This window comes from Enterococcus diestrammenae (assembly GCF_049384045.1).
GTDB lineage: Bacteria > Bacillota > Bacilli > Lactobacillales > Enterococcaceae > Enterococcus_C > Enterococcus_C diestrammenae.
On record NZ_JBMRGR010000016.1, the window covers coordinates 25,381 to 42,342 of the forward strand.

Annotated in this window: 16 protein-coding genes and 1 tRNA gene; 13 read left to right on the top strand and 4 right to left on the bottom strand. The window is 43.7% G+C overall.

The window, feature by feature from the left end:
- Window positions 1–52 precede the first annotated feature (52 nt).
- The 12 genes from ACO03U_RS10985 (at window position 53) to ACO03U_RS11040 (ending at window position 13,782) form a co-directional block, all read left to right on the top strand.
- Window positions 53–517, top strand: coding sequence for a hypothetical protein (locus tag ACO03U_RS10985; protein ID WP_204687391.1), 465 nt, complete (start codon window positions 53–55; stop codon window positions 515–517).
- A gap of 9 nt (window positions 518–526) precedes the next feature.
- Window positions 527–1,111: a Gp15 family bacteriophage protein gene (locus ACO03U_RS10990; protein ID WP_204687389.1), complete on the top strand. Its 585-nt coding sequence runs from the start codon at window positions 527–529 to the stop codon at window positions 1,109–1,111.
- Window positions 1,101–3,854, top strand: coding sequence for a phage tail protein (locus tag ACO03U_RS10995; protein ID WP_204687387.1), 2,754 nt, complete (start codon window positions 1,101–1,103; stop codon window positions 3,852–3,854). The genes ACO03U_RS10990 and ACO03U_RS10995 overlap by 11 nt, the downstream gene beginning before the upstream one ends.
- Window positions 3,851–5,380, top strand: coding sequence for a distal tail protein Dit (locus ACO03U_RS11000; protein ID WP_204687385.1), 1,530 nt, complete (start codon window positions 3,851–3,853; stop codon window positions 5,378–5,380). Before ACO03U_RS10995 ends, ACO03U_RS11000 begins: the two co-directional genes overlap by 4 nt.
- A gap of 3 nt (window positions 5,381–5,383) precedes the next feature.
- On the top strand, window positions 5,384–10,057 hold the full coding sequence (locus ACO03U_RS11005; RefSeq protein ID WP_204687383.1) for a phage tail spike protein: 4,674 nt from the start codon (window positions 5,384–5,386) through the stop codon (window positions 10,055–10,057).
- 11 nt (window positions 10,058–10,068) lie between these two features.
- Window positions 10,069–10,368, top strand: coding sequence for a hypothetical protein (locus ACO03U_RS11010; protein WP_204687381.1), 300 nt, complete (start codon window positions 10,069–10,071; stop codon window positions 10,366–10,368).
- Between the two features lie 15 nt (window positions 10,369–10,383).
- Entirely contained in the window at window positions 10,384–10,527 is a 144-nt protein-coding gene (locus ACO03U_RS11015) for a CD1375 family protein (RefSeq protein ID WP_204687379.1), read from the top strand.
- A gap of 62 nt (window positions 10,528–10,589) precedes the next feature.
- Window positions 10,590–10,997, top strand: a complete 408-nt coding sequence (locus tag ACO03U_RS11020; RefSeq protein ID WP_204687377.1) for a hypothetical protein — start codon at window positions 10,590–10,592, stop codon at window positions 10,995–10,997.
- Between the two features lie 3 nt (window positions 10,998–11,000).
- Window positions 11,001–11,222 carry a phage holin gene (locus ACO03U_RS11025; protein ID WP_204687375.1) on the top strand — a complete coding sequence of 74 codons (222 nt, stop codon included), beginning with the start codon at window positions 11,001–11,003 and terminating at the stop codon, window positions 11,220–11,222.
- Window positions 11,219–12,199 carry an N-acetylmuramoyl-L-alanine amidase gene (locus tag ACO03U_RS11030; protein WP_204687373.1) on the top strand — a complete coding sequence of 327 codons (981 nt, stop codon included), beginning with the start codon at window positions 11,219–11,221 and terminating at the stop codon, window positions 12,197–12,199. The genes ACO03U_RS11025 and ACO03U_RS11030 overlap by 4 nt, the downstream gene beginning before the upstream one ends.
- Window positions 12,200–12,883: 684 nt before the next feature.
- Window positions 12,884–13,213: a hypothetical protein gene (locus ACO03U_RS11035; protein ID WP_204687371.1), complete on the top strand. Its 330-nt coding sequence runs from the start codon at window positions 12,884–12,886 to the stop codon at window positions 13,211–13,213.
- On the top strand, window positions 13,201–13,782 hold the full coding sequence (locus tag ACO03U_RS11040) for an LAPAL motif-containing putative phage structural protein (RefSeq protein WP_479724081.1): 582 nt from the start codon (window positions 13,201–13,203) through the stop codon (window positions 13,780–13,782). The genes ACO03U_RS11035 and ACO03U_RS11040 overlap by 13 nt, the downstream gene beginning before the upstream one ends.
- A gap of 200 nt (window positions 13,783–13,982) precedes the next feature.
- On the opposite strand, the gene ACO03U_RS11045 is transcribed toward ACO03U_RS11040, so the two are convergent.
- Entirely contained in the window at window positions 13,983–14,255 is a 273-nt protein-coding gene (locus ACO03U_RS11045; protein WP_204687367.1) for a hypothetical protein, read from the bottom strand.
- A gap of 1 nt (window position 14,256) precedes the next feature.
- Window positions 14,257–14,619: a hypothetical protein gene (locus tag ACO03U_RS11050; RefSeq protein WP_204687365.1), complete on the bottom strand. Its 363-nt coding sequence runs from the start codon at window positions 14,617–14,619 to the stop codon at window positions 14,257–14,259.
- 366 nt (window positions 14,620–14,985) lie between these two features.
- Between ACO03U_RS11050 and ACO03U_RS11055 the strand changes: the two genes are divergently transcribed.
- Window positions 14,986–15,059 (top strand) — tRNA-Asn (locus ACO03U_RS11055).
- A gap of 147 nt (window positions 15,060–15,206) precedes the next feature.
- Here ACO03U_RS11055 and ACO03U_RS11060 read toward each other — a convergent pair.
- Together ACO03U_RS11060 and ACO03U_RS11065 are read right to left on the bottom strand one after the other, a co-directional pair.
- Window positions 15,207–15,455 carry a hypothetical protein gene (locus ACO03U_RS11060; RefSeq protein WP_161868844.1) on the bottom strand — a complete coding sequence of 83 codons (249 nt, stop codon included), beginning with the start codon at window positions 15,453–15,455 and terminating at the stop codon, window positions 15,207–15,209.
- Between the two features lie 114 nt (window positions 15,456–15,569).
- Entirely contained in the window at window positions 15,570–16,955 is a 1,386-nt protein-coding gene (locus ACO03U_RS11065) for a PH domain-containing protein (RefSeq protein WP_204687363.1), read from the bottom strand.
- Between the last annotated feature and the right edge of the window lie 7 nt (window positions 16,956–16,962).

Genomic DNA, 16,962 nt, shown 5'->3' on the forward strand with positions numbered 1-16,962 from the left:
CAATTGATGGCTTGCTTAATAGCAGCCGTCTTTTTTCTTTAGGAGGAAGAACATGGCAGAAAAAATTATTTTAAGCTCCGCCGTCATTAATATCCCAATCGGCGTGGAGGATAAAGAAGACCCATCAAAAGTGGAAGATTTTGTGCTGCACGTTGACATTAGCGACAAAGCATTAAAAGACTATTCCAAAAAACAGCAAGAAACTCTGGCTGTTATCGAAGCTATACAAGAAAAATATGCGGAAGCTATCGGTGATGAAGAGATTAGCGATGAAAACTTGGAGCAGTTGGTAGCAGGCATTGAAGAAATGCTAGAAGCTCGTTTTGATGCAGATTTTGGTAGTGGAACATACAAGAAAATTTCTGCTTCTGGCGGAGGAAGTAGCTTTATTAATATGCTCGCGCTTTACGAACAAGTCTCGGAACATGTCGATAAAGAAATCCAGAAAAGAATCGGTAAAATCCAGCTTCAATCAAAAAATAAACAAGCGAAGTATCTAAAAAATCGCAAAAAGTAGGTGAATCGCATGTTTCGTTTAGACGAAAAATTCACCGATGAAATCCAAATAGACGATGTCGTTTATCCGCTCGATTTTAGCTTTGACCAAGTATTAACCGCGTTTCGAGCGTTAAAAGACCAAGAGATGACGTTTTTTGACAGGCTCCAAACGTACCTTGAGCTATTAATCGTTGGCGACATTCCGGAAAGTACCAAATGGATAAAAGCTTATGAAGAAATCAATCAGTTGATTACGACAGAACAGACGACGGGTGTTAGATACGACTTGAATGGTGATCCGATGCCGACACCTAAAAAAGACAAAGAACCTGATTTTGACTTTGATGCTGACGCCCGATATATCTATGCAGCATTTATGCAGACATATCGGATTGATTTGATAAATCAGCAAGGTGAGCTGCATTGGACGAAGTTTGTCGCTTTGCTAAATGCATTGCCTGACGATACTGTTTTTCGTCAAATTCGGCAGATACGTTCAACTGATTTATCAAAAATCAAAGATCCAGAACAACGAGAGAGAATCAGAAAACAAAAAGCGGAGTTTGCTTTGCCAGACAGAAATGAAGCGGAGGTGATTGACTATGGCGGTTGATGGTGAAGTTAGAATTTTAATCCAAGCGGATGGGAAAGAAGCAATCAAATCCGTTGATGATGTTAAAAATAGCATCGAAGGAATTGATGAAACCGGAGACAAAACCGGCAGAAGCCTTGGCTCGAAAATAGCCACTGGTTTAAAAGTGGCGGGAGCAGTTATTGCTGCGTCCGCTGTAGCAATTGGCAAAGTAGTGTCATCTTCTTTGGCACAAGGCGCTGATCTGCAGCAATCTCTCGGTGGGGTGGAAACCCTCTTCAAAGGCTCTGCGGATAAGGTTAAAAAATATGCTAATGAAGCATATAAGACAGCTGGATTATCTGCGAACGACTACATGACAAGCGTCACAAGTTTTTCCGCTTCCTTGCTCCAATCAATGGGCGGAGATACTGAAAAAGCTGCCGAAAAGGCAAATATGGCATTAATTGATATGTCTGATAACGCTAATAAAATGGGTACCAACATGCAAGATATCCAAAATGCCTATCAGGGGTTTGCAAAACAAAACTACACCATGCTTGATAACTTAAAACTTGGATACGGCGGTACTAAAGAGGAAATGCAACGGCTTTTATCAGACGCCGAGAAGTTGACAGGTGTTAAATATGATATCAACAACTTAGCCGATGTCTATGATGCAATCCACGCAGTACAAGAAGAGTTAGACATCACGGGAACAACCGCTAAAGAGTCTGCTGAAACTTTTTCTGGCTCGTTAGCGTCGATGAAAGCGGCATTTAACAACGTCTTAGGCAAAATGTCACTAGGTATGGATATCACTGACGATCTAAACGCATTGGCTAAAACCGTTTCCACATTTCTTTTTGGGAATTTTGTTCCGATGGTAACAAACGTCCTGAAAGCCTTACCAACAGCCGTTGGAACACTTCTTCGTACTGGTTTTGCTGAAATGTTTAACAGGCTGGGTGTTAGCGTAAATGTTAATAGCTTTTTTAAAAAGGTTAAGTCAGCATTTGAACCATTGAAGTTAATTGCTTCAGACTTAGAAGTGATATTTCAGGCTGTTGGTGGTGTCGTTTCTGATTTCTTTGGTGTTTTAAGCGGGGGATCAAGCGCGACAAGCATTTTTATTAGCATGGCAGACGCTGTTAATCGCCTGTTGACTTGGATATCTGAAGGAACGCTCCAAGTCGCGTTATTTATGGATAATTTTAGAGATACTAGCGCTTTTCAGTCGTTTATGTCACAAGTCCAATTGATTATGACTAATTTAAAGACAGGATTTTCAAATTTAAGTTCGGTTGTTATGCAGACTTTAGGTGTGGTCTTGGGACAAATCCCCGGGCTATTCGGAACGATGGTAAGCGCGGTTCTTCCAATAATTTCAACAATTTCCGCAGCAATTGCAAACCTTGATTTTTCGGGATTTCAGATTTTTGTTTCAGCTATCGTCCCGGCAATTCAAAACGCGTTTTCTACGTTGATGGCGATTGTGGCGCCTGCTGTGACGTCGGTCGTTAATTCATTTACCGGATTGTGGAATGCTGCGCAACCTTTGATTGCAATTCTGGCAGACGCGTTGATGCCGGCTTTTCAAATAGTAGGCGCGTTTTTAGGAGGCGTGTTCAAAGGCATACTGATGGGCGTGTCTGCTGCGTTTACGTTCGCTACAAACGTTATTAAAATCTTAACGCCAGTCGTTAAATTTTTAGTAGCTGCGTTGAAATCTGCTGCGCCAGCTTTGTCCAAAGTAGCAGAGTGGGTCGGTGTAGTTATCGGTACATTCACCAGTTTGACGGGTTCAGGCACTACCTTACGAAAAGTTTTGTCAAATGCTTGGACCAATATTAAGTCTATTGTTTCGATTGCCGGCAAAGGTATTTCGTCTGTCATTAGTATGCTCAAGTCGGTATTTAGCGCATTAGGTCATGCCGGGGGATCACTAAGAAGCGTGCTTTCAGCAGCTTGGAACGGTATTAAGGCTGTTGTATCGGTAGCTGGCAACGGAATTTCAGCAGTTATTAGCATGATTAAGTCAGTTTTCAGCGCACTCGGTCGAGCCGGCAGCTCGTTAAAAAGCGGTTTATCTGGTGTATGGAACGGTATTCGGTCCATCGTATCATCGGCTGGCAGCGCGATTAAATCAGTGATATCCGCTGTTAGTTCGGCGTTTTCGGCAATGGCTTCGGTCTTCTCATCTGTCGGTTCCAGAATTTCTGGTATCGTCGGCGGTGTTAGAAATACGCTAAGCGGACTTGCTAATATTAATTTGAGCGGTGCTGGTTCCGCGATCATGAATGGATTTTTAGGTGGATTACAATCGGCTTTTGAAGGTGTTAAAAACTTTGTTGGCGGTGTGGCTAGCTGGATCGCTGAGCACAAAGGCCCAATCAGTTATGACAGAAAACTGCTGATTCCCGCTGGTAATGCCATCATGGAAGGTCTGAATCATGGTTTAGAACGTAGCTTCTTAGACGTTCAAAAAACGGTAACAGGCATGGCGGATAGTTTAAGCATGGCTATTTCTCCAGAAGTTGTGTTTCCAAGTGCCGAAGTGATTTCTGGTAGTACGTTGAGAGTTCCTCCAAGTAGTACAAGCCAAATTTATAATACCTACAACAACCAATCACAACAGCAATCTGATCGCGCTTTAGAAATAACTGTACCCGTTTATCTTTCTCCGGACGCTCCGAGAGAGCTTGGTTTCGCTACCGCCAAATACGTTGAACAACGGAATAATTTTGAATCACAAAGAAGAAATAGAGGAGGGGGAATTCGATGAGCTTGTCTGTATTGGTTAATGGCGTGGAACTAAACGACTATCTACAAGTTACAGATTTAAGAAGAGGGATAGGACCAGAAAGGAAAAACTCCCTTCAAAAGCTAGGAATGACACACGGTGAACAATATCTCGGTTATTCAAAAGGCTCTACGACGTACGAAATGGATTTTATTTTGAGATATGATCTTATTTCTAAACGGCGTGAGCTTGCTGGGATTTTAGATGTTAGTGATCCTGTTCCTGTTATTTTTGGTGATGAGCCAGATAAATATGTCATGGCTATACCTGACGGAGATACTAACGTGGACGAGAAGCATTTCTTCGGCTATGGCACCATCGTTTGGGTTATCCCGACAGGCTACTCTGAATCAGTTAGCGAAACGCAATACATCGCTAATCTAAACTCCGATGGTGTCCTGATGATGAAAATCGAAAACAACGGAACAGAAACAACCGAACTCTCCTTCGACGCCACCATGACATCAGACAATGGCTTTCTAGGCGTTGTCGGCCCATTGGGTGCGTTTGAAGTTGGTAACGCTGCGGAAGTAGACGGCCACACGTATCAGCGCACAGACGTTGTAGCCAAGAACAGCTTACGGCCATCTGACGAACCAAATTGGGAGCTAAACAGCACAAAAGCCAAAACATACTATCCTATCGCCGTTTCTGGCATTCCTAACCGTTTTGGTGAGGGGAGTTTTAATTGGACGGGCGAGGGGCCGGTACCTGTTTTTCCGGCAAATACAGAGGCTTGTTGGGTTGGTCCAACATTATACAGAGATATTCCATCCAACTCTAACGGTATTAATACTGGTAATTTCGAAGCCATTTGGCGGTGCAATTTCCGAACGACTTCGCCAAAACAAATGATACGCGAAGAGTTTAATTTACTGAGCGGTGATAGCGTGGTGGCTACAGCGGTTTTGCGTGATAGCAAAAACACGAAAAGCGAAGGAATTTTTGAATTTCTTGTTATGCCACCGGATAGTGACGTGATAAAAACGATGATTAGCATCGATCTAAAAAAAGCCACAGGCTCGTGGTATGACGTGCGCATTTCTCGTGTAGGAAGCGCGATTACGTTCCGACTTACTCAAATCCGTAAGCTTGGCACCAACGATAACGTCGCACAATACAACTGGCAGTACCAAAAGAAATTTACGGTTGCTGAAATGGCCGATGTACCGATTACTGGCACGACTTACTGGCCACACGCACGATTTAACAATGCGCTAGTTCCAAAACTAAACAGTTTGGGCGAGAGTATCACAAACTTTGTTTTTAGGTGGATTAATGTTGATAAATGGGCGGATGACCCGAACCGCTATAGCGCGGACGATGTCCTACATTATGACGGCACAACTGGCAAGTTTTATGTCAATCAGCTTTTAGCGATGAACGATATCATTCAAGGTTCGGTGGATTTAAGAATCCCGCCGGGCACATGGTACGTGGAATTTTACTATTCGGACTTTGCGGAAACGCCAATTGTGACGGGGACTTTGAGAGAAAGGTGGCTTTAGCCTTTGAAAATCTATGTAGTAACAAAGAACGATGAAACAGTAGCGGTAATGGATAATGAAGTGTCTGGAGCGCTCCACTTTTCTGATGACGAGTTTCATCGCTATTTGGATAATGGTGCGAGTACGTTTGATTTAACTGTCGCTAAAAAGCACAGGATATACTCCAATGCGACGGACATTGAGATGGAAGACTTCCAGTATCTCGTAGCAAATAATTTTCTGATATTCACTTACAAAAACAAAGATTATAAATTTACGATTCGGCGTGTCGAGGAAACGGAAACCTCGATACGTCTTTTTTGTGAGGATTTATCGTTTGACCTGTTAAATGAGTATCGCGGGCCGTACATCGCTGACAAGGCGTATAGCATCGCTAAATACGTCAACGATTGCTTGTACGATTCGGGTTATACCATCGGCATTAACGAGTTTGCGAAAAACACCCGCACGCTTAAATGGGAGGGCGACGATACCGTGTTAAAACGGCTGTTGTCTATCTGTAACAGCTTTGATGCCGAGTTAGAGTTTGAGACACAGCTTAATGATGATCGAACCGTTAACAAACAACTGGTCCACTTACGAAAACGGGTAGGGCTTAACCGTCCAGATATCGAGTTAAAATACGGGCGAGAGGTCTCAAGCATCCGCCGAAATGTGGATTTAACGGAATTAATCACAGCGATTAAACCACGGGGACACGAGAACGATGGGAAATACGTCACGATCAAAAATGTCGCGAAAGAGGTTAAAGATGCTGACGGCAACGTGGCTTACTTTACCAAAAAAGGCTCTGAATACCTCTATGCTCCAATGGCTAATCAAATCTACGGCTCACCAGAAAAGAAATCTGGCGGGTATATCGTTGGGCAGTTTAGCTACGATACGGAATCCGACACGGAGCTTTACAATCGGGCATTAACCGAGTTACAGCTTAAATGTATGCCGGCCTACGAGTATGAGATTGAAGGCTTTTATGACGTGGATATTGGGGACACCGTGCGAGCGATTGACGAAGCATACAATCCGATTCTGATGCTGGAAGCACGTATCAGCGAGCAAGTCATCAGTTTTACCGACCCCACTAGAAATAAGACGGTGTACTCCAATTATCGTGTGCTAAACAATTTGGTCAGCCAATCGTTGTTAGACCGCATTGATGACGTCAAAGATTATGCCGAGCAAGTCGCTCGAACATATATCTTTAGTTTAAAAAACGTCGGGTCATCGATGTTTAAAAACGGCATTGGTGAGGTGACATATACTGCCAAAGCCGAGAAAAACAACAACGATGTGACAAGCGAGTTTGACAGTTTTAACTGGACTAAACAGTTAAAAGACGGCACGCCAGATGAGGCATGGAACGCTTTGCACGTTGACTTTGGCACTGTGCTGACAGTGACACCAGACGATTTTGAAGACACCGCTACGTTTAGCTATGTGGCGTTAAAAGGCGAAGAAACGTTTGGCGGGGCAAGCGGTGTGGTTGTTAAAGTTTACGACGGCGAAGACGGAAAAACGCCAGTCAAGGGGTCAGATTACTTTGACGGTGCAGACGGTCAAGATGGGCGGTCAGCTTATCTCCACATTAAATATTCCATCAACTCCAACGGTACACCAATGACAGATAATCCTGTTGGCGCTATGTACGTTGGTATGCAAGTATCGCAAAATCCTACACCGTCCACCAGTCCTGCTGATTATGACTGGACACTGGTTAAAGGTGCGGACGGTATTCCTGGAGAAAAAGGTAGTGACGGCAGGACAAGCTACTTGCACATTAAATACTCCAATGATGGCGGTAAAACACTGACAGCTAACAGCGGGGAAACAGCAGGAGCTTGGCTTGGACAGTATGTGGACTTTGAGTCTGCGGACAGTACAGACGTTAGTAAGTATGCGTGGAGCAAGATTAAGGGTGATACTGGTGAGCGTGGTGTGGCTGGCGCACAAGGTCCTAAAGGTGACCAAGGGATTGCTGGTCCAAAAGGCGCTGACGGTCAAACACAGTACACGCACATAGCGTATGCCAACAGCGCTGATGGTACAGTAGATTTTTCTGTGTCCAACGCTGACAGGAAATACATTGGGATGTACGTGGACTTTACAGCTACTGACAGCACCACACCTAGCGACTATGCTTGGACTCTGGTCAAAGGTGCTGACGGGGCGCAAGGTACGGCTGGTAAAGCTGGTGCAGATGGTAAAACGCCATACTTCCACACAGCTTGGGCTAACAGTGCTGACGGTAAAACAGGCTTTAGCACCACTGTTTCTGCTGGCAAGACGTATCTTGGGACCTATACTGACTACACGCAAGCTGACAGCACTGACCCAACAAAATACGCATGGTCTCTGATTAAAGGGGATAAAGGCGATACTGGTGATGACGGCCAGACACCTGTTGTGCATCAAGCGTGGAGCTGGAGTCCTGATGGGACGGATAGGTTTACTGAAGTATACCCAAATGAAAATATAATTAGTGATGCTACAGGTGACACAGGTTCTTGGTCTGTTGGCACTGTTCATGTTGTTACTGATGAAACTTATAAAGGGTTCACTGTTGTACAAGCTACTTCTAGCGGCGTAGACTGGCAAACTGTTAGGCGGGCATCTACTGAAGCTAGAACTAAATTTAACGGAAAAAAAGGTGACAAAGTATCATTTAGCATAGCTTTAAAAGGTATAGCACCTAATGCTAGTGGAGATACTGGCATAGCACATGTTCTTGTTGAAGAGTATAAGACAGAAGCATCTAATAGATACAAATGGGGAGGAGATATTCACCCTGATTTGACACTTGGTGCGTGGGGAGAATACTCTAACACGTATACCATTCAAGGTGATAGTACAGCATATATAGCTTTGATTATTCTGTTTAGGACAAATAATGTTGCTAATACAACTGCATTTAGGGTTGCTGTTCCTAAATTAGAATGGAGTAGTGTTTCCACACCATACACCACGCCCAAAAATGTTGACTACGCCAATGCCTACCCACTGTACGAGGGTACGTACACCGACTACAGTGAGACAGCAAGCCAGAATCCAGCTGACTATACGTGGCGACGCATTATTGGCGAGAGTGGGCAAGATGGCGTAGCTGGGGCAGACGGCAAGGGTATCAAGTCCACAGCAGTCAGCTACCAAGCATCAACATCTGGTACAGTAGCACCAACAGGCACATGGGTAGCCAATCCTCCTGCTGTTACCAAAGGTCAATACCTGTGGACACGTACCATCTGGACATACACAGACAACGCCACGGAAACTGGCTACTCTGTGGCCTACGTGGCAAAGGACGGCAATGACGGCAATGACGGGATTGCTGGTAAGGATGGCGTGGGTATTAAGTCAACGGCCATCACGTATGCGGTGACATCAAGTGGGACTACAGCGCCCTCCAGTGGATGGGTAGCTAGTCCTCCAACGGCTACGGCTGGGCAGTTTATGTGGACACGCACTGTGTGGACATACACTGATAACACAACAGAGACTGGCTATTCTGTTGGCAAAATTGGGAATAATGGTACTAACGGTAAGGATGGCGAGGATGGAAGCAACGGCGTCAGCGTATCTTCCGTGACAGAAGAATACTACGTCTCCACCAGTAGTACCAGTCAAACAGGCGGTAACTGGTCCACCACTGTGCCAAACAACGCCAACCCTAATCTCTACGTCTGGCGCAGAGTTAAAAATACCATGTCTGACGGCACAGTCAGCTATACCACGCCTGCTCTTATCCAAGGCATGACAGGTATCTACCCGTACATTGGACCCACACAACCAGCCAATCCTAAAGAGGGGCAACAGTGGTGGAAGTCTGACAGCAATGGCAATGTGACTGATTTCTACGTCTACCATGACGGGAGCTGGCAAGGGCAGACTATCCAGCAGTCTATCTTGAATATTGTTGAACTTAATGCAGTAACAATATCAGGTAGCACCATTACAGGGACAACTATCAATGGTTCAAGGTTTGTCAATGAGTCTGACTATGGTGACACAGGTACAGAAATCCATGCAATTACTACTGTTGCAGGTAACATTAGCATGGAGTGGAAGTCTAACATTGGTACGTCTAATGGGTTACTGACAATCTATCCTGATTACTTGCAGAGTGACATGTATTCTGATGCTGCTAAAACACAGCGTGTAGGTACATGGTCACTAGGAAATGGTGGATTGACTGTTGGCCAAGGGAATGCAGGTGTATCAACTTTCAAGGGAGCATCAATTGGGCCTAATGGAATTGGCATTACTGATCCAAGATATGCACCAACCTATGGAGAAGTTAGTTTGACGTATCAGGACTTGATGACACTGCCTACAGTAGGGATTCCTGCGGCAAGTGGGTGGAGTCAGTATGCTACTAGTGGATCTAACTGGCCCACGGCAACACGCAATGGACGCTTAGTGCAATTAACGGGATCATTTAAAAACAGTTCCGTAATACCGGCCGGAGATGCATCTGTAATGGGAACTATTCCTGTTGGATATAGACCTGCTCAAAGGTGTAATTTTTTAATGCAAGGTAGCGGTAGAAATATTTATTTAATGTACGTAAACACTGACGGAAGAATTGAGTTTTCCCGTTATCGCAGTGGATCTAGTTATGCAGATTGTGATGCTGGAAGCTGGTTGAACGTTTCTTGCAGTTTTGTTGCGGGAGACATCTAGGGAGGTACCACATGGAAGAACAATTGCAACGCTTTAAAGAACTGTATATCTCGCTTGTAATAGAGCAAGGCTTGGCTATGGATGATGAAATGTTGGCTCTCTTTGAAGAGCTGTTAGCTGGTGAGTTTGATGATAATCCAGAGCTAATGTCAGCGTTCATCCAGTCCATCATTGATGAGCAGACACCACCAGCGCCATCAGTGGAAGAGACCATCACAGCGCTGGAGCAAGAAAACAAGGAACTCAAACAACGGCAGGAGCTGGCAGAAGAAGCGCTGCTGGCCCTGTCAGATATGCTATTAAGCAGATAGAAAGGAGGGGATAACATGGAATATTCAGCTTTAGAAATGCTTTATGCCACGCATATCTTGGAAGGCAAGCGCACAATTGAAAGTGTGCCAGCGTCCATCAGAGACAACGTGGCAGAGATTGTAGCAAATGCAAAAAAGCAAGAAGAAACAGCGGAATAGCACTATTGGCAATCGGCTTTTTAGTCGGTTGCCTTTTATTTTAGTGAGAAGAAGGAATGCAGATGGAAGTGTTGGAGCAGATTAACGAATTTTTTGGGCAATATTTTGGCGTGGGATTGATTGGTGGAATCATCTTTGCTGGCCGGCAATTTTGGAAGCTCTATAAGGAGATTAAAAAGCGTAACGATCAGCTAGATGAACTGCTAAAAGGCCAAACAGAATTAGACACGCGGCTGGACACTTTAGAAACACAAGGCAATCTACGCCAAGAAGCCAGCCTAGCCAGTCTCCACGACCGAATTTATGCATCGTACGAAGTCATTTTAAAACGTGGCGCGGTGACGATGAAAGAACTAAATAACATGAGCCATCTGTGGAATGCCTACAGTGGACTCGGAGGAAACGGCACAGGCCATGCGATGTATGAACGTATCTGTGCCATGCCTGTAATTGAGAAGGAGGAAGAATAACAAATGCCAAAATTTAAATTAACTGATGAGCAGTACAACGTCATTAAGTGGGCAGTAGGACTAGTGATGCCAGGCTTAGGTACTCTGTTCGCGGTCGTTGGAAAGACAGTCAACTGGCCAATGACAGAGGATGTACTGACAATCTGGACAGCTTTCACCGCGTTTCTTGGATTGATTTTTGGAGTGTCTAGCTATAACTACAACAAGGAGGATGAAGTAGAATGAGTATCGTAAGTAGCGGAGCTGGTCACGGTGGTAAGAGAACAGGTAGCACTTGGTTTGATCCAGGTGCTGGCGGGCATGGATATAACGAGGCTGATTTTACTCGGAAAATCAACGAGAAGATTTTAACTATCACAAAAGCAAAAGACACAACGGACAATGCCGGCACAAGCGCAAATAGTAATCTTGGAAATATCACTGCCAAAATTAATGCTGGTGCAGACGGATGGGCCTTGTCCAACCACTTAAATGCATTCAATGGCACAGCGCACGGTGTGGAGGTCTTGTACGGCTCACCATCAAGTAAGAGCAAGGCAGAGGAAATGGTAGCTGCTATTTCTAAAGCAACGGGGTTAACCAATCGTGGTGCTAAAGATGGTAGTTGGCTATATTTAGCACGGAATAGTTATCCAGGCAAAAAAGTGCTGTTAATCGAATGGGCTTTTGTTGATAACAAATCCGATATGGATAAACTAGTCAAGAATTTAGATAAGGCGATTGCAGCGATGCTGGCGTGTTTTGGATATAAAGATAGCTCCCCTTCTGAATCAAAACCAACTGCTGGTCTGAAGACAGGTGATACCGTTAAAGTCACTGGAAATCTGTATAAGGATGCGGATGGATCTGGCAAATCAAGTAAGAGTCGAGGTAAATCTGGAAAGATTGATAAAATCGCTAAAGGCAAGAAAAAACCGTATCATGTTAACGGCCTTGGGTGGGCAGCTGCAGCAGATTTAAATGGTAGCTCCAAACCATCAACCAGCAAGAACAAAACGGTAACTATCGACAAGCTTAATGTCTACACGAGTCAGTCGCTTTCTAGCCCAATCGTTAAAACTGCTAGTGGCTACCGTATCCTTAAAAAGGGTACAAAGGTCAAAGTCACCGCTACGGCTAATAATGGGCAGTCAGTCCACGGTAGCAAGAACTGGTCTGAGGTAGATGGATTCGGCTGGGTGCCTACTGTTTATCTCAAGTAAGCAAAAACAAAGTTTAGCAGATCAAAAAGCCCGGAATCCCCTAGCTGAGGTCCCGAGCTTTTTTAATGGGCAACTATCGGAAATAGTATATCACTTGCAAAAATTTGATTTCTTGTTTAGATTATGTAGGACAACGTATTTCACAAAAAAGTAGCCGGTCTCAGGAAACTTGGGGAAGATTCTTTGGGAGAAAACCGGCTACTTTTCGTGTACATAGAGCCAATAAATTAATGAAGGCTCACAGGTAGAGTACCACTGAAAAAACGAGAGCGCAATTCATTTTGAGAAAAGTTTCAGAACAACAATGATGACAATAATCATTCCCAAAAACAATAACGAGTACAATAGTATGGTCAAAATGGTATCTAGTATTTTTCTCATTGGTATCACCTCGGCATCATTATAACACATGAGTATTTAGCTAAAATGACTGAAACGAGACGGAAATAGCCCCTCTCAATCTGCTGGAATTGACAAGGGACAAGTGTGGCCGGGTTTAGATGTTGGTTAGGACAGCATTCTAGGAAAGGGAGAAAGGCCACAGTTAAATTATACCATTGATTGATGAAAAAAGTTTTATTCAGTAAAAACGGGGATTAGTGGACAAGAATTTTTTAATGTATCATGTTGGGAATTGCCAACTGACTATCGCTGAGGTATTATCATTCTGAAGGAGGGATAAGTATGGCAAAATATGAATTTTCGGTACGATATGCTGGAGATGCTATAGTTGATGGAAGAATTCCCATTAAAGATCTTGCGCCATCACTGCTATCGCTATCAGAAGCACTACAAGAGTACCAAACCATTGTTTATCCGTACCAGGAGCCGGTATCTTTGGATATTAAAGCTACAGATGAAGGATCGTTTATAGTCGATCTTTTGCTTGTGAATGGTAAGGATCTGCTTTCTCAAGCTATTGATGTGTTTACTGGTAAAGAGTCTGATGCAATCCAATCTCTCATTGCAATTGTCACTGGATTTTCGGAGCTGTTGCTTTCATCAAGAAATTAAAAAAAGCTGCTCCTACAGCCAAAGAAAAAGTTGGCGATGGAGAAATTAAAATTACATTTGATGATAAGACAAGTCTTACAATGCCAAAAGAATCTTACGAGGCAAGTAAAAATGTTGAGTTTAGGAAGCGAACAAAAGAATTTGTTAAACCACTAAATAAGTCTGGTATCAATACAATTGAGGTAATACGAGAAACCGAGAAGACCCTAACAATAACGAAAGATGACAAAGATTCTTTCGAGGTTCCGGAATTGATAGAAACAGAGTTAGAGCCTACCGAATCAATTATGTACCTGCAAATAATCAATATTTCATTCGCTGATGAAAAGTGGAAGCTGACAGACGGTGGTAAATCTTTTTATGCAAGGATTGAGGATAAAGAATTTGTCGCTAATGTAAAAAACAACAAAACTCAATTTGGTGCCAACGATACTTTAAAGGTACAGTTACGTACCAAACAGAAGATAACTGATTCAGGTTTGAAACCAGAGTACGCAGTAGTTAAAGTTTTGCAACACATTAAAGGAGCGCAACAAATAGAGTTTGACTTTGGTGATTCCGATGAATAGAGCCGTTCGTAGGCTCTTTTTTTGTATCAAAAAAAGCCCGCTAAATTAATAGCAGGCTCACTAACATGTCATAAACTGCGAGATATTCCAACTACCAGCCAGACAGATATGCGTGTTGCCGTCTGCTTAGACTGTGATGTGGGATTTTGAGTATTTGATTGTACCCACGCAACCGCCTCCTTTAATGGTAGATACGCAGCTTATACTTTCTTTCGGTGTGGATACATAGATTTTTCGTACTCAATCACTATCTGTGGCTTACCAATTACCGTATATCGACGGCAGATGAACTGTTTCCTGCTATTGTATTCTCCAGCTACTACTATCTTACTACCTTCCGCAGCATCTGCCAGAAAGGATAGCGAGTGCGCAGCGATTAAGCAGTTGATATCGCCTAATTTAAAATAGACGAGGGGAGAGGCTGCCATTTTTATGATTCTGATTTTAGACACTGTCCCACGAATAGTTTTCATACTAGTCCTCCAACTCTGACCATTTAGCGACCGATTGAAACTCCACATTCCTGATTTCGTCAAAATTAACTCGCTCACCGCCAACGTAGATGCCAGCCTCGTCGTAACCGCTGACCATGCCAGCAATATCGGGCAGATAGCTATCGTCTACCACTTTATCTAACTGGACGGCTACACGCTTGCTTTTAACTACAGCCTCCGACAGGATAGAGCCGATTTCTTCTTCTGTTAGCTTTTCTTTTGGTTTGATTACGATAGCCCGCTCTTTCTTTTCTTTGGCCACCATCGCAGTATGTTCGGATAAAAAGAAGCCGTTCCACTTTAATTTTTTTCTGTCTTGGTATGGATGCAATTCATTTGTCATCTTGCTCACCTCACTAAAATTATACGAACGTATGTTTGTTTTGTAAAGCGAACAAAATATAAAAAAAATACAACCATCTGTTGTGGCTAAGCCACGAGCTTGCCACGAAATATAATTTTAGCTGACTTGATATGTGTTGTTTTCAGTGTTTATTCACACATTAAAATGTGCATAAAAACAGTACAAAAAGTAGCTATTAAGCCGTTAAGTGGCTTCACAAGTAAAAGCTGAAACCTTTAGATAACAGGTTTCAGCTTTTTTTAGGTTGTCGGGGCAGGTACTCAAAAAGATTTTTGCGAAAATTGCCAAAAAGATATTGTCAAAATTGCTAGCAATTGATAAGATAATTTTATCAAAATCATTCATTCCGGCATAGCTCAGTTGGTAGTAGCGCATGACTGTTAATCATGATGTCGTAGGTTCGAGTCCTACTGCCGGAGTCATCGGCGGAGTCTGTTAGGCTCTAGCTATCGTGCTTCTTCTGATTGGTCTCCAGAAGAAGTTTTTTTTATCTCAAAAAAAGCCCTGGTAAAACAGTCAAACGAGCTGTTGTACCAGGGCTTTTTGGTTTTGTTATGAGGCCCAGATTATTTGGTGAAGTCAGCGATCATTTTTTCGATGGCTGAGACGAGGTTATCCAGACCGGGTTCGTTGGCGGTGGATTTCAGGCTCTGGCCATCTTTTTCGATGATGACTGCTTCTGCTAGGCCGTCTCCGTGTTTGGGCATGGCGAGTTTGACCAATTCGTCATAGGCGCTGATTTTGTGACCACCTTCGCCTTCTTGCACAACGAAGATTTCTCCACCTTGTTGTAACCATTCTTCAATTTTATTCATGATTGTCATCCCTTTGACATATTTTTTGAAGCCATACCATTTACAATATTAGTCTAGCACTGTCCCTCGGGAATGTTAAATGATAACACTTCCAAGGGTTGAGACCATTTTTGATCAATCATGTGCAGGCAAGGCTTTGGTCAGGTGGTGATAAAAGGCCTTGGTTTCGCTCGCTTGTTTAAAGGTAAAATAATAATCCCGTTCGGCGGTAACAATTTGTAGATAGGGTTTGGAGCGGGTATCTAGATAGAGGGTCGCATTTTTGCCAGCGACTTCAAATTTTCCCATTTGGTAATAACGACCTCCATAACCATTGGAGCGGGTGGTAGGGGCGGGTAAAGCTGTTACTAGCTTGGTACTTTCGATATCCGCTAGTTCAATTTTAGAGGGTTTCACAAAAGGGGCAGCCAGCTCCAAGCGTTCTTGTTGGAGATTGGCGGTGAAGGAATCTTTGGCAAAGTCCCAGAGATACGTCGGATACAAGGTAAAGACCATTAACCCGAGGACCAATAACAAGGTGAGAACCCCCAAAACTTTACCAGCGGGGCGACCGAAGTTTACGCCAATATTCAAGCCGATGCGATCGGAGACCATCAAAGTTTTATCATCAGGATTGATATACACGCCATACCGCCAATATTGGTCCTTGTCAGCATAGCGAAAACGAGCTGTCGTAGCCAACAGTTGGTCTTGTTTTTTTCTAAGACGCAATAAATACCAGATACATAGAAAAATACTGCCAAAGGTTAACAAGATAAAGAGGGCCGCCAAGAGTTTGGAGAAACTAGCAGGCAGAGACATGCTTAAAACAGGCAAGGCGAAGACGACTAACATGCCGTAAGCAATCCCTACCGCCACTACGGACCAATCATGTTTGGTGAGATCGTTGTATTGGCGATTGATCTGGGGATCCTCACTGGGTGCAGCAACCGGTAGGCGTCCCACCACGTACCAACAGCCCCAAGCGACAATCCACAAAAAGATGGCAGTGAGAATATAGATGAGTTTGCCATCAATGTTGCTAAACCAAGCGAAAATACATAGTCCAATTGTCAACACCAGCGGCGGTAACAACCAGCCAAAGCCGAGAATTTTTTGATTTTTGGTGACCAGTAGTTTGGTATCGATTTGTACAGGTGTTACTGGTAACTGCCAACCTTTTGCGGCTTTGAGAGCGGCCATTTTACGAATGTAATGCACCTCGATGCCCCACATCGTCACCATCGGCAAAAATAGGAAAAGCCAAAAAAGGGTCATGAAGATGGCTTCATAGTGGATCAAAAAGAGGCTACACGAAAGGAGGGAAAAGAGGCCAGCTGCCCATAAGAGGCGCTGCCGATATTCCTTACCCAAAGCCACCACATCCGGATGCTTCAGCTGAGATTGGGGCAAGGTATTTTCCAAGACAATACTTTTGTGGGGCTTTCCCGCCAACCCCACACTATAAGCCATGATAAAATTGATGAAAACTAAAATACCAACGAAGAGCAAACCGAGCATAGCATTT